The organism is Pseudomonas sp. PA27(2017), from assembly GCF_001945445.1.
Taxonomy (GTDB): Bacteria; Pseudomonadota; Gammaproteobacteria; order Pseudomonadales; family Pseudomonadaceae; genus Aquipseudomonas.
Genome location: NZ_MSXW01000046.1, coordinates 36,018 through 49,512 on the forward strand (window position 1 = coordinate 36,018; position 13,495 = coordinate 49,512).

General features: G+C 63.6%; 12 protein-coding genes and 1 pseudogene. 9 read left to right on the plus strand and 4 right to left on the minus strand.

Translation table 11 applies throughout. The features are described from left to right. Positions 1–54 precede the first annotated feature (54 nt). The 6 genes and pseudogenes from BVH06_RS26355 (at position 55) to BVH06_RS18500 (ending at position 6,311) form a co-directional block, all read left to right on the plus strand. Positions 55–822, plus strand: coding sequence for a methyl-accepting chemotaxis protein (locus tag BVH06_RS26355; protein WP_371915302.1), 768 nt, complete (start codon positions 55–57; stop codon positions 820–822). Positions 823–878: 56 nt separating this feature from the next. After that, positions 879–2,102: pseudogene (locus tag BVH06_RS26360) on the plus strand (cache domain-containing protein); the annotation flags it as partial. Between the two features lie 90 nt (positions 2,103–2,192). Next, the gene (locus tag BVH06_RS26365) at positions 2,193–2,960 is read left to right on the plus strand and encodes a methyl-accepting chemotaxis protein (protein WP_371915303.1); all 768 of its coding nucleotides are present in this window, start codon (positions 2,193–2,195) and stop codon (positions 2,958–2,960) included. 419 nt (positions 2,961–3,379) lie between these two features. Further along, positions 3,380–4,519 (plus strand): tyramine oxidase subunit B, encoded by a 1,140-nt coding sequence (locus tag BVH06_RS18490; RefSeq protein WP_075935046.1) that lies wholly within the window; start codon positions 3,380–3,382, stop codon positions 4,517–4,519. Between the two features lie 29 nt (positions 4,520–4,548). Further along, positions 4,549–4,971: a RidA family protein gene (locus BVH06_RS18495; protein WP_075931991.1), complete on the plus strand. Its 423-nt coding sequence runs from the start codon at positions 4,549–4,551 to the stop codon at positions 4,969–4,971. A gap of 47 nt (positions 4,972–5,018) precedes the next feature. Next, positions 5,019–6,311 carry an FAD-binding oxidoreductase gene (locus BVH06_RS18500; protein ID WP_075935047.1) on the plus strand — a complete coding sequence of 431 codons (1,293 nt, stop codon included), beginning with the start codon at positions 5,019–5,021 and terminating at the stop codon, positions 6,309–6,311. Between the two features lie 64 nt (positions 6,312–6,375). On the opposite strand, the gene BVH06_RS18505 is transcribed toward BVH06_RS18500, so the two are convergent. Next, on the minus strand, positions 6,376–6,753 hold the full coding sequence (locus BVH06_RS18505; protein WP_075931993.1) for a DUF1090 domain-containing protein: 378 nt from the start codon (positions 6,751–6,753) through the stop codon (positions 6,376–6,378). A gap of 204 nt (positions 6,754–6,957) precedes the next feature. On the opposite strand from BVH06_RS18505, the gene BVH06_RS18510 reads away from it, so the two are divergent. After that, complete coding sequence (locus tag BVH06_RS18510; protein ID WP_075935048.1) at positions 6,958–8,064, plus strand: Gfo/Idh/MocA family protein; 1,107 nt, start codon at positions 6,958–6,960, stop codon at positions 8,062–8,064. A gap of 69 nt (positions 8,065–8,133) precedes the next feature. Here the strand turns inward: BVH06_RS18510 and fabV are convergent, their stop codons facing one another. Beyond that, on the minus strand, positions 8,134–9,342 hold the full coding sequence (fabV, locus tag BVH06_RS18515; RefSeq protein ID WP_075931996.1) for an enoyl-ACP reductase FabV: 1,209 nt from the start codon (positions 9,340–9,342) through the stop codon (positions 8,134–8,136). A gap of 366 nt (positions 9,343–9,708) precedes the next feature. Between fabV and BVH06_RS18520 the strand changes: the two genes are divergently transcribed. Further along, positions 9,709–11,154: a SulP family inorganic anion transporter gene (locus BVH06_RS18520; protein WP_075935049.1), complete on the plus strand. Its 1,446-nt coding sequence runs from the start codon at positions 9,709–9,711 to the stop codon at positions 11,152–11,154. Positions 11,155–11,169: 15 nt separating this feature from the next. Here the strand turns inward: BVH06_RS18520 and BVH06_RS18525 are convergent, their stop codons facing one another. Both BVH06_RS18525 and BVH06_RS18530 read right to left on the minus strand, forming a co-directional pair. Further along, complete coding sequence (locus BVH06_RS18525; RefSeq protein WP_256575200.1) at positions 11,170–11,712, minus strand: cysteine hydrolase family protein; 543 nt, start codon at positions 11,710–11,712, stop codon at positions 11,170–11,172. Between the two features lie 175 nt (positions 11,713–11,887). Next, on the minus strand, positions 11,888–12,268 hold the full coding sequence (locus BVH06_RS18530; protein ID WP_075935051.1) for a helix-turn-helix domain-containing protein: 381 nt from the start codon (positions 12,266–12,268) through the stop codon (positions 11,888–11,890). 87 nt (positions 12,269–12,355) lie between these two features. Between BVH06_RS18530 and BVH06_RS18535 the strand changes: the two genes are divergently transcribed. Further along, positions 12,356–13,417, plus strand: coding sequence for an SDR family oxidoreductase (locus BVH06_RS18535; protein ID WP_075935052.1), 1,062 nt, complete (start codon positions 12,356–12,358; stop codon positions 13,415–13,417). Positions 13,418–13,495: the final 78 nt, after the last annotated feature.

The following is a 13,495-nucleotide window of genomic DNA, read 5'->3' on the forward strand; positions in this document are numbered from 1 at the left end:
GCCTCGGCGGACCTGCAGACCGCTTCCGACGCCACAACCCGCGTCGCCCTGGACATGAACGATGCCGCCGTGCGCCAGCGCGAAGCCGTGGAGCTGGTGTCCACCGCCTTCAACGAGATGGTCGCCACCGCCAACGAAGTGGCCCGCTCGTGCAGCCAGGCAGCCAGCTCGGCGGACTCCGGCCAGCGCCAGGTGCATGGCGGCCAACTGCAGATCGACGAAGCCACCGGCAGCGTCACCCAGCTCAGCGAGAACCTGCAGAAATCCGCCCAGGCCATGCAAGTGCTGGAGCAGGACAGCAAGAACATCAACGCCATCCTCTACACCATCCGCTCGATCGCCGAGCAGACCAACCTGCTGGCCCTCAACGCGGCCATCGAGGCCGCCCGGGCCGGTGAACAGGGCCGTGGCTTCGCCGTTGTCGCCGACGAAGTCCGCGCCCTGGCCAAACGCACCGCCGACTCCACCGGCGAAATCGACAGCCTGCTCGGCGGCCTGGCCAAGCGTACCCAGGACGTGACCAAGCAGATGCAGAGCAGCCTGAGCATGTCGCAGCAGAGCGTGGAGCGCATCCAGCAGGCGCGCGACAGCTTCGAGCAGATACGCGCCTCGGTGGACGAAATCCGCGATCAGAACAGCCAGATCGCCACCGCCGCCGAAGAGCAGCATCAGGTCGCCGAGGACATCAACCGGCACATCGCACAGATCCACACCGATGCCCAGCTGGTCGAGGAACTGGCCCACTCGGCACGCAGTGACTCGCAGCGCCTGGAGACCCTCTCCGGCGAGCTCAACGGCCTGGTTCGCCGCTTCAGAACCTGATACGCCCCTCCCCCGCATCCCGCCATCAACGCCTGCCCATCACGTGAAAAAACCTGATGGGCAGGCGCTCAAGTTTGCGCTCACCACGCCGACTCAGTGTTCACAATACCTACAAACTCGCCAACCAGCCTTTCTGCCTGCTTCAAAGCCGTAAAAACCCAACAAAAACGCTTTACCACCCAGCAGGAACCACCGTGAACATCAAACAGAAACTCACCTGGGCCTTCGCGGCCATTGCCTGTGTGCCCGTCGTTCTGGTCGCCGTCGTGGTGGTGGTCAACCTGCGCGAACAGGCGCGGGACGACTTCCTGGACAGCAGCAGCCGCGAGATCAGGCAGATCGAAAACGCCATGAACCAGTTCTTCGACGCCATTGCGCAGAACGTCGAGTACCTGGCCAAGCTGCCGGTGGTGCGCAGTGCAGGCGAGCTGAAGGACTACTCGGGCGCCCATGCCGCGACGGTCCCGCAGACCGAGCAAGGCAAGGCCTTTCTGGAGATGTTCGGCCAGTTCGCCGCCAGCCACCCGAGCACCGCCTACCTGTCGCTCGGCAAGAGCGACGGCGGCTACGCTTCCTGGCCGGACGACGCCAAGCTGAGCGGTTATGACCCGCGCGTACGCCCCTGGTACAAGGCCGCCATGGCCTCGCCAGGCAAGACCGTGCGCACCGCTGCCTATTACTGGGCGCCCGATGACGTGGTGCTGATGGGCACCGTGCACACCGTCGACAATGCCCAGGGGCAGCAGGTCGGCGTGGTCGGCCTGGACGTGTCGCTCAAGCAGCTCACCGAACTGGTCAAGCAGATCAAGCTTGGCGAAAGCGGCTACCTGATGCTGCTGGAAAGCAACGGCAACGTGCTGGTCGACCCGCGCACCCCGGAACACAACTTCAAGCTGATCAGCGAGCTGGGTGATGGCTATGCACAATTGGCCGGTGTCGAGAGTGGGCTGGTCGAGGTCGAACTGGGCGGCGTGTCCTACATGGCCAACGTCTGGTCGTCGAAAAGCCTCGGCTGGCGCTTCATCGGCCTGATCGAACGCAGCGAAGTGATGGCCAAGGCCACCAGCCTGACCTGGCAGATCGGCGTGATCGCCGCGGTGCTGGCCGTGCTGTTCGCCATCGTCGGCGCCAGCTTCGCCGGGCTGATCGTCAAGCCGATCCGCAGCGTGGCCGGCGGCCTGGAAGGCATCGCCCAGGGCGAAGGCGACCTGACCCGCAGCCTCGACGTGCGCGGCAACGATGAAACTGCTCTACTGGCGCGCTGGTTCAACCAGTTCCTCGGCGCCATCCGCACTCTGGTGCAGCGTATCGGCAGTGCCTCGGCTGACCTGCAGACCGCCTCGGATGCCAGCACTCGCGTGGCCCGTGACATGAACGACGCCGCCGGCCGTCAGCGCGAGGCCGTGGAGCTGGTGTCGACCGCCTTCAACGAGATGGTCGCCACCGCCAACGAAGTGGCCCGCTCGTGCAGTAACGCCGCCTCGTCCGCCGACTCGGGCCAGCGCCAGGTGCACGACGGCCAACTGCAGATCGACGAAGCCACCGGCAGCGTCACCCAGCTCAGCGAGAACCTGCAGAAATCCGCCCAGGCCATGCAAGTGCTGGAGCAGGACAGCAAGAACATCAACGCCATCCTCGACACCATCCGCTCGATCGCCGAGCAGACCAACCTGCTGGCCCTCAATGCGGCCATCGAGGCCGCCCGGGCCGGTGAGCAGGGTCGCGGCTTCGCGGTGGTCGCCGACGAAGTTCGCGCATTGGCCAAACGCACAGCGGATTCAACGGGGGAAATCGACGGCCTACTCGGTGGGCTGGCGCGCCGTACCCAGGATGTGACCAAGCAGATGCAGAGCAGCCTGAGCATGTCGCTGCAAAGCGTGGAGCGCATCCAGCAGGCTCGCGACAGCTTCGAGCAGATCCGCGCCTCGGTGGACGAGATCCGCGACCAGAACAACCAGATCGCCACCGCCGCCGAGGAGCAGCATCACGTGGCCGAGGACATCAACCGGCACATCGCACAGATCCACACCGACGCTCAACTGGTCGAAGAGCTGGCCCACTCGGCGCGCAGCGACTCGCAGCGCCTGGAGTCGCTTTCCGGCGAACTCAACGGCCTGGTGGGGCGATTCAGAACCTGAACCTGCCGAGGCGCAAGCACCCTGCTTGCGCCTCGCGGCCAGCGCATCCACCCCGCTACGGCGCTCCGTAGGCAAGCCGCGCCGTTGCGCACCTCACCCAAGCCCCGCTTGCGGCGCTGGCCTCCCAGGCACTGGGGCTCGCGCCTTCATAATGGCCCTAGCCCCCGCGCCCCAAAAGTGTGCATCGCGAAACTGAGCACCTTCGCAACAGTGGCCGATTTGGGCTAACTGCGCCCCTTGCCACTTACCTACCATCGACTCGGCCCAACTGGTTCTGAGCGCGACATTCGGATGCGAATGCCGTGACCGGCAACCGACTGCTGCTGCCGCGCACGGCACGCCAAAGGCACTCATAAAAGCCAAGCGCCGCAGCGTATGCCCAACTGCGCCAGACCTGCACTTCCGACTCGAGAAATGCCATGACAATCAATACAAGAATCGATTTCCTCTACCTCTCCGAGCAGGACATGATCCGCGCCGGCGTGACCGACATGCTCGCTTGCGTCAATACCATGGAGGAGGTGTTCGACCTGCTCTACAAGGGCGACTATCGAATGGCCGGCGCCAACAACGATTCGCACGGCGCGCTGGTCTGTTTTCCAGAAGACTCACCGTTTCCCGACATGCCTCGCCATGCTGCCGACCGTCGCATGATGGCGATGCCCGCCTACCTGGGCGGCAGCTTCCGCACCGCTGGCGTGAAATGGTACGGCTCCAACGTCGAGAACCGCGAGAAGGGCCTGCCCCGCTCGATCCTGATGTTCACCCTCACTGACGTCGACACTGGCGCTCCGCTGGCGCACATGTCGGCCAACCTGCTGTCGGCCTATCGCACCGGCGCGATTCCAGGCGTGGGCGCACGTCACCTGGCCCGCAAGGATTCCAAGGTCGTCGGCCTGCTCGGTCCTGGCGTGATGGGCAAGACTACGCTGGCTGCCTTCATCGCCGTTTGCCCGCTGATCGACACCCTCAAACTCAAGGGTCGCAGCCAGAAGAGCCTCGAGGACTTCATCGACTGGGTGACGCAAACCTATCCGCAAATCACCACCATCGAAGTCGTCGACAGCATCGAAGAGGTGATGCGCGGCTCGGACCTGGTCACTTACTGCACCTCCGGCAGGACCGGCAACCCCAGCGAGTACCCGCTGGTCAAGCGCGAGTGGGTCAAGCCCGGCGCCTTCCTGGCGATGCCAGCCGGCTGCAACATCGATGAAGGCATGGAGCAGCATGACGTACGCAAGGTGCTCGATAACATCGGCCTGTACCAGGCCTGGTACGAAGAGCTGCCCAAACCTGCCCACAACCATGTGCCGGTGATCGGCGTACGTTTCATGGACATGCTCGAGGAAGGAAAGCTGACCCTCGACCATCTCGAGGACATCGGCAAGATCATCGCCGGCGATGCCCCGGGCCGACGCAGCGATGACGAAATCATCATCATGTCGGTTGGTGGCATGCCGGTCGAGGACGTGGCCTGGGGCACCGTGGTGTACCGCAAGGCGCTCGAACTGGGCATCGGCGTGAAGCTGAATCTCTGGGAAACCCCAGCCCTCCGCTAACCCTCTCACTCCTTCAAGGACGCTATGCCATGACCACCATCAGCAAAGTCAAAACCGGTTCCAAGTACGAAGAAATGGGCAGCTACTCCCGCGTGGTCGCGGTGGGCGACTGGATCTTCGTCTCCAACACCGCTGGTCGCAATCCACAGACCAAGGAAATCTCCGAGGACCTGGCCGAGCAGACCCATCAGGTGTTCGCCAACATCGAATCGGCACTCGCCGCCGTGGACGCCAGCCTGGCCGACGTCGTGTGTTCGCGCGTGTTCATCCAGAACCCGCAGGACGTGCCAGCGGTGATGACCATCGTCGGCGAGAAATTCCGCGGCATCGATCCGGCCTCGACGGTCACCTGCCCCCCCCTGGGATCGACCGTCTACAAGGTCGAGCTGGAGCTGACCGCCTTCCGTGGTGCCTCTCGCGCCGACGTGAAGAAGATCAACCTGGCTCAGTGAGCCAGGCTCGCGGCCACGTCATCCCCATTATTGTTGAGTGCTCTTTAATGTCGCCTCGAATAGAGCCCGTACAAACTTCGACCGAGTTTCCCTCGAACAGCGCGGTGGTCATCATCGGTGGAGGCATCATAGGCCTCACCGCGGCCCTGACCCTGGCCGAGCGGAACATTCCGGTGGTGGTATTGGAAAAAGGTCGCATCGCGGCCGAGCAGTCTTCGCGCAACCTCGGCTGGGTGCGCAAGACCAACCGCCATATGCATGACATTCCCCTGGCCCTGGCCGCCGAACGGTTGTGGCAGCAGATGCCGGAACGGGTCGGCCAGGATGTCGGCTTTCGTCAGGCTGGAATCCTGTTCGTTGCCCGCAATGACGCGCAGATGGGCATGCACGAAGGCTGGTTGAAATCGGTGGCTTCACTGACCCTGGACTCACGCCTGGTAAGCGCCGCGCAAATCGCCAGGATGGCGCCCGGTGGCCAGGGCCAGTGGGCCGGTGGTATCTATACACCCTCCGACGCCCGCGCCGAACCCACCCTGGCCTCCAGTGCGATCGCCAAGGCGGCGATGGCCAAAGGCGCGCTGATCATCGAAAACTGCGCAGTACGCACCTTGGTCACCAGCGGTGGGCGCATCACTGGCGTGCTGACCGAACGCGGCGAAATTCGCTGCGAGCAGGTGCTGCTGGCCGGTGGCATGTGGTCGCGGCGTTTTCTCGGCAACCATGGCATCAACCTGCCGACCCTGCCGCTCACCTGCTCGGTGATGCGCACCAAGCCGATGGACGGGCCGACCGAGATCGCCCTGGGCGCGCCGGACTTCTCGTTCCGTCGCCACAAGGATGGCGGCTTCATCGTCACCCAGCGTGGCGCCCTGGATGCGCACCTGACCCTCGACCACCTGTTGATCGGTATGCGCTATCTGCCGCAGCTCAAGGCCCAGCGTGATTTCCTGCGGGTGTCCTTTGGCAAGGAGTTCTTCAAGGATCTGGCCCTGGCGCGCAGCTGGAGCGGCAGCTCGGTCACCCCGTTCGAAAAGGTGCGTACCCTCGATCCGGCCGCCAACCCGTCACTCAATGACGAGGCGATGCGTAACCTGATCGCGGCCTGGCCGATGTTCGCGAACGCGCAGATCGAGCAGAGCTGGGCCGGTGTCATCGATATCACCCCGGACTCCAACCCGGTGATAGGCCCGGTCGCCAAGCTGCCCGGTCTGACCCTGGCCACCGGTTTCTCCGGTCATGGCTTCGGCACATCCCCGGCCGCCGGGCAACTGGCTGCCGACCTGTTGTGCGGCACTACACCCCTGGTCGATCCGACACCCTATCGCTTCGAACGCCTCTGATAACAACCGCGCGCAAGCAAAAAAGCCCTTCTATTTTGAAGGGCTTTTCATTCAAGCAATCGCCTCAGCGATTGAACTCGGACTCGGCGGCCTTCAGCTCCTCCATCGCCTCATCGAGCTTGGCCTGGCGCTTGGCGATCTTTTGCGGGTCGCCCGCCAGCTCGGCTTCACGCAAGTCGGCCTCACGCTCGCGGATCTCCTCGCGGGCCTCGTTGACCTTGGCTTCGAATTCGCGCGCCAGCTTCTGGTCCGAGCAATTGTCGCGCACGCCTTCCAGGGCCGCACTGAGCCCCTTGGCTTTTTCGGTATGGCCCTCGGCCCAGGCCGCCTGGAGCTGCTTCTCGATGTTCGCCGCCTTCGCTTCGCACCGTGGGTTGGCAGCCGAGTCGGCCAATGCCGGCAGGGCGGCAGCGAGCAACAGGGTGGAAATCAGGGCTTTCATCACAACACTCCATTAACCGCGGAACAGCAACGCCGGACGGCGCGCCGGCATACAGACCACGGATTATCCCGATGATTTCATGGGCTAGGCAAACGTCGCGGCCAGGCAGACCGACAGGCGCTTAGCATGAACTTCACGCCACCTCGCCTGCCGATTGAATACAGGCCGGACAATGCGGTTCGGCGTTGCAGAGGAGTTGATGAAATGCCCGATGCTCAAGGCAAAATTCGTTACGCGGTCGTCGGCGGCGGCTGGATCTCCCAGGGTGCATTCATGCCCGGCGTAGGCCAGACCGACAATTCGGTGATCACCGCACTGGTCACCGGCGACCCGATCAAGGCCGACAAGCTGGCTGAGCTCTATAACATCAAGAGCTACCGCTACGAGGAATTCCCCGCCCTACTCGCCTCGGGCGAGATCGACGCCATCTACCTGGCCACGCCCAACTTTCGCCACCGTGAATTCGCCGAGCCGGCCCTGGACGCCGGCATCCACGTGCTGCTGGAAAAGCCCATGGCCACCAGCGTGGAAGACTGCAAGGCCATCACTGCGGCGGCGGAACGCTCGGGCGCCAAGTTGATGATCGCCTATCGCCTGCATTTCGAGCCGGGCACCGTGGAGATGATCCACCGCATCCGCGCCGGCGATATCGGCGATCCGCGCTTGTTTACCGCCACTTTCACACAGACCGTCGACCCGGCCAACCATCGCATGCAGAGCGGCTACTGGGCCGGCCCGGTGACCGACATGGGCCCCTACCCGATCAACGCGGTGCGCAACCTGTTCGATGACGAGCCGCTGGAAGTGCGCGCGGTGGCCGTGCAGACCCCGGGCCGAGAGATCAACACCCCCGATACCGTGACCGTGACCATGCGCTTCGCCGAAGAGCGCATGGCGGTGTTCACCGTGAGCTACAGCCTGCCGAGCACCGAGCGCCTGCAAGTGATCGGCAGCAAGGGTGAGTTCGAGGCGTCACCCTGCTTTGGCTTCGGCGAGGGCACGGCGATCAGCTACCGCGCCACCATCGGCGACGATACAACCGAGCACGCGCATCCGGTGGTCGACCAGTTCGCCGGGGAAACCCAGTACTTCTCCGACTGCATCCTGCAGAACCGCGAGCCGGAGCCCGATGGCGACGAGGGCTGGCGCGACGTGCGGGTACTGGAGGCCATCGAGCGCGCCTTGGAAAGCGGCCAGCCGCAGCGCCTCGATGCACTTCCCAAGCGCCCTGGCGTCAGCGTCGAGCAGGCACGCCGCCTGCCACTGGCCGAGGTGCCCGAGTACGTCAACACAAGCGAGCCGGTAAGCTGAGGTTCATCAGGCTGAAAACAAGAAGGGACGCCGAAGCGTCCCTTTTTGCATGCCGTTACTGGGCGCGAATTACAGCTGCACCACGTCGAACTGGACGTCGGTAGCCACGTCAGCGTCGTAGTCCACGTCGCTGCGTTCGAAGCCGAACAGGTTGAGGAATTGCTTCTTGTAACCGGCATAGTCAGTCATTTCGAACAGATTCTCGGTGGTCACCTGTGGCCACATGGCCTTGCAGGCGTCCTGTACGTCGTCGCGCAGTTCCCAGTCGTCCAGGCGCAGGCGGGATTTTTCGTCGACTTCGGCAGGAGCGCCGTCGGCGCGGTACAAGCGGTCACGGAACATGCGGTCGAGCTGGTCCTGGGTGCCTTCGTGAACCCCCTTCTCCTGCATGATCTTGAAGACCATCGACAGGTACAGCGGCATCACCGGAATGGCCGAACTTGCCTGGGTTACCACCGACTTGAGCACTGCCACGTTGGCACCGCCTTTGACTTCACCGGCCAGTTTCTTGTCCAGGCGCAGGGCAGTTTCGTCCAAGTCCTGCTTGGCCTTACCCAGCGCGCCGTGCCAGTAGATCGGCCAGGTGATTTCCGTGCCGATGTAGCTGAACGCCACGGTACGTGCGCCTTCGGCCAGCACGTCGGCGCCAGCCAGGGCATCGATCCACAGCTGCCAGTCCTGGCCGCCCATGACGGTCACGGTGTCGGCAATTTCCTGCTCGCTGGCAGGTTCGATGGACGCTTCGATGATCACGTCCTTGTTGGTATCGATGGCAGTCGACTTGTAGGGCTGGCCGATGGGCTTGAGCGCCGAACGGATCACTTCACCGGTCTGCGGCAGCTTGCGCACCGGCGAGGCCAGGGAGTAGACGATCAGGTCGACCTTGCCGCCCATCTCGTTCTTGATCAGTTCGATGACCTTGGCTCGGGCTTCATCGGAAAACGCGTCGCCGTTGATCGACTTGCTGTAAAGGCCCTCGGCCTTGGCGAACTTGTCGAACGCTGCCGAGTTGTACCAGCCAGCGGTGCCGGCCTTGGTTTCGGTGCCCGGCTTCTCGAAGAACACGCCCAGGGTATCGGCGCCAAAGCCGAAGGCGGCAGTGATGCGCGCCGCCAGGCCGTAGCCACTGGAAGCACCGATCACCAGCACCTTTTTCGGACCGTCATTACGCACGCCCAGTTTGCGTGTCGCCTCGATCTGCTCGGCCACGTTGCGCTCGCAACCCAGCGGGTGGGTGGTGGTACAGATGAAGCCACGAACTTTAGGGTGAATAATCAACGCGTTTACCTCGTCATCGTTTTTTGGGCAGGCGACAGTTTACTGCCGATTTTGCGCCTGAGAAAAAGGCTAATTAGACCTATTGGTCGCTCCAAAAGCCAGCCAGGCCACATTTTGCCGGGCAGTTGTTTTGTCGCAGGGCTCTGACGACGCGCTGAGCAGGCTACTGGCCAGCGGTACATCGCCTCGGCCAGTAGCCCGGGCAGAGCGCAGCGAAACCCTGTAGGCCAACGCCGGTCATATCCACGGCACTGGCCTTCGCGACGGCGATTCCTTACCATCGCAAGCCTTCCATCGCCAAGGCCGCACAGGCCGTATCGCGCCCCGCCTCCTGCCGGGCGTCCGTCTTGCTCGATCAGGTAACCCATGAAAATCGCTCGTCTGCGCGCCGATGTCCTGGCCGGTCTCACGTCCTCGTTCGCGCTGGTGCCCGAGTGCATCGCCTTCGCCCTGGTGGCCCAGGTCAACCCGCTGATGGGCCTGTACGGCGCGTTCTTCATCTGCCTGATCACCGCTTTGTTCGGCGGTCGCCCCGGCATGATCTCCGGCGCGGCAGGCTCCATGGCGGTGGTGATCGTCGCGCTGGTGGTGCAGCACGGCGTCGAGTACCTGCTGGCTACCGTGCTGCTCGGCGGCCTGATCATGATGGCCTTCGGCTTGCTGAGGCTCGGCAAGCTGGTGCGTATGGTGCCGTATCCGGTGATGCTCGGTTTCGTCAATGGCCTGGCCATCGTCATCGCCACGGCGCAGTTGGAGCACTTCCAGCGCGATGGCCGCTGGATCGAAGGCAACGAGCTGTACCTGATGCTCGGCCTGGTGGCACTGACCATGGCCATCGTCTACATCCTGCCGCGCCTGACCAAGGTGATCCCGCCGGCCCTCGCCGCGATCCTTACCGTCGGCCTGCTCACCTACTTCTTGCACCTGCCCACCCACACCCTGGGCGACATGGCGAAGATCGCCGGCAACCTGCCGGTGCCGGCACTGCCGCAGATTCCCTGGAACCTGGAAACCCTGAAGATCATCCTGCCCTACGCGGTGCTGATGGCCATGGTCGGCCTGCTGGAAACCCTGCTGACCCTCAACCTCACCGACGAGATCACCGAGAGCCGCGGCCACCCGGACCGCGAATGCGTAGCCTTGGGCGCGGCCAACATCGCCTCGGGCATGTGCGGCGGCATGGGCGGTTGCGCGATGATCGGCCAGACCATGATCAACCTCAGCTCCGGCGGCCGCGGTCGGCTGTCCGGCATCGTCGCCGGGGTGATGATCCTGCTCTATATCCTGTTCCTGTCGCCGCTGATCGAGCTGATCCCGCTCGCCGCTCTGGTCGGCGTGATGTTCGTGGTCGCCCAGCAGACCTTTGCCTGGGCCTCGCTGCGGGTGCTCGGCAAGGTGCCGCTCAACGACGTACTGGTGATCATCGCGGTGACCATCATCACCGTGCTCACCGACCTCGCGGTGGCGGTGTCCTGCGGCATCGTCATCGCCGCGCTGAATTTCGCCTGGCAGCACGCCCGTGAGCTGCACGCCGAAAGCCGCCTGGAAGCCGACGGCAGCAAGCTCTACGTGCCCCGCGGCACGCTGTTCTTCGCCTCCACCACGCAGTTTCTCAACCAGTTCGACACCGCCAACGACCCCGAGCAAGTCACCGTGGACTGCCGCCTCCTGAGCTTCGTCGACTACTCGGCCATCGCTGCCCTGATGACCCTGCGCGAGCGCTACACCAAGGCGGGCAAGCACCTGCGCGTGGTACACCTGTCCGAACGCTGCAAGCAGTTGCTCAAGCGCGCGGGTATGCAGCCGGTTTGATGCGCTAGACGACAGTTAGAAAACCACTGCAGCGCTTTCCTGCGCCGAGATCTGCACACCAAAGCTTCTGATGTTAGCCAACGTGGCGGTGTGGTGGGTGATGATCTCGGCTGCACGCGCGTGTGGCTTGTCGTGGGTCGTGTGGGCGTCACTCACCAGAACCACGTCGTAGCCCAGGCCAGCTGCGCTACGTACCGTGGTATCGACGCAGAACTCGGTGGCATAGCCGCAGACTACGATCTGCGAAACACCGGCCTGTTTCAGCAGCGCATCCAGATCCGTTCGCAGAAATGAATCTGGCGTGGTTTTACGCACAAAACTGTCGCGCTCATCCGTCACGAGACCAGAAGCGAGCTGCCACGCCGCACTCCCGTAGGTGAAGTACTCCCCGGTCGTGGCCTCGTGCTGAACCAAAATCACCGGAACGTCGTGCAGCCGGGCGCGCTGGGTCAGCTTATTGATCCGCGCGATGATGTCGCTGGAAAAGGCGGGCTTGGGCTCAGGGCCAAAGAGCCCCTCTTGTACGTCAATAACGATTAGCGCCTTCAAGCATTGCACTCCTGAGTTGGGCGCCGCTGGCGGCAGATGATGGGTTCGCAGAGCTATCGAAGCGGCAGTCCCGCGAATGTATCCAGCACGCGGATCATGCCAGCGCAGCCTTACCAATTAATACCCGTTAATCGCTATTGCGAGCCTCTTTCATCAGGCAGCGAGCGCTGTCTGCTAGGCAGTCTTAACGCCTACGCGACGTCCGCCGCGGCTGCAATGCATCGAGCGCCGGTGCATTGTCGCGGGCCCAGCCGTAGATCATCTCGATAGGCTCGACCAACCGCTGGCCAAGCTCGGTCAGCGAGTAGTCGACCGTGGGCGGTACGCTGTCATGTACCTGGCGGTCGATCAGGCCGCTGGTTTCCAGTTCGCGCAGGGTTTGCACCAGCATTTTCTTGGAGATACCGGGCAGGCTGCGGTGCAGCACGCCGGTGCGGGCGATGCCGCCGTGGCGGGCATGCAGGGTGTGCAGGATCATGCTCGTCCACTTGGTGGCGAACAGTTCGAGTACGCGTCGCGGCGCGCAGTCTTCGCGCCATTGTTCATCGGGAGTGCCGGGTTGCATCGGGGTGGTTACCTTTTGGTGCCGTCTTGGTTTGAGTCTGCAGCGTCGCTATGGTGCCAATACTCGTTCTTGTGGAGGAATAGATTCATGGCACATCACGCACTGGTCGTCGGCGCCAGCGGTATCGTCGGCAGCGCCACATCGCGCCTGTTGGCCGAACAGGGCTGGCAGGTCACCGGCCTGGCTCGCAACCCGAACACCGCCGAAAACGTCACCCCGCTGGCCGCCGACCTGCTCGACCCGGCATCGCTGGCAAGCGCGCTCGAAGGCATCGAGCCGACTCATGTATTCCTGACCACCTGGGCGCGCCAGGCCACGGAGGCAGAGAATATCCGCGTCAATTCGGCGATGGTCCGCAACCTGCTCGATGCCCTGCGCCCAGCCGGTAGCGTCAAGCACGTCGGCCTGGTCACCGGCCTCAAGCACTACCTCGGCCCGTTCGAGGCCTATGGCAAGGGCGTGCTGCCACAAACGCCGTTCCGTGAGGAACAGGGCCGCCTGGATGTGGAGAATTTCTATTACGCCCAGGAAGACGAAGTATTCGCTGCTGCCAAACGCGATGGCTTCACCTGGAGCGTACATCGCCCGCACACCGTTACCGGCGTGGCGGTTGGCAATGCCATGAACATGGCGACCACCCTCGCCGTCTACGCCTCGATCTGCCGGGAAACCGGCCGCCCGTTCCGCTTCCCCGGCTCGGCCGTACAGTGGAACAGCCTCACCGACATGACCGACGCCCGCCAACTGGCCAAGCAACTGCACTGGGCCGCGACCACCCCGGCAGCAGCCAACCAGGCATTCAACATCGTCAACGGTGACGTGTTCCGCTGGAAATGGATGTGGCAGCGCATCGCCGAATGGTTCGGCATCGAAGCCGCCCCTTTCGACGGCGAGCCCGCTCCGCTGGAAGAACAGATGGCCGGTGACGCCGCAGCCTGGCTGGAACTGGTCGCCAAACACGACCTGGCCGAAGCCGACATAACCCGCCTGATCTCACCCTGGCACACCGACGCCGATCTGGGTCGCCCCATCGAAGTGGTCACCGACATGTCGAAAAGCCGCAAGTTGGGCTTTGTCGATTACCAGGCCACCGACGATGCCTTCTTCGCGGTATTCGAGCAGTTGCGCGCGGCCAGGCTGATTCCCTGAGCAGCAGGTCGGCACGATCTGGAGGCCCGCAACGGGCTTCCCGCACCGAGGCGGCGCCCAGCCCAAACATTCCCAGCA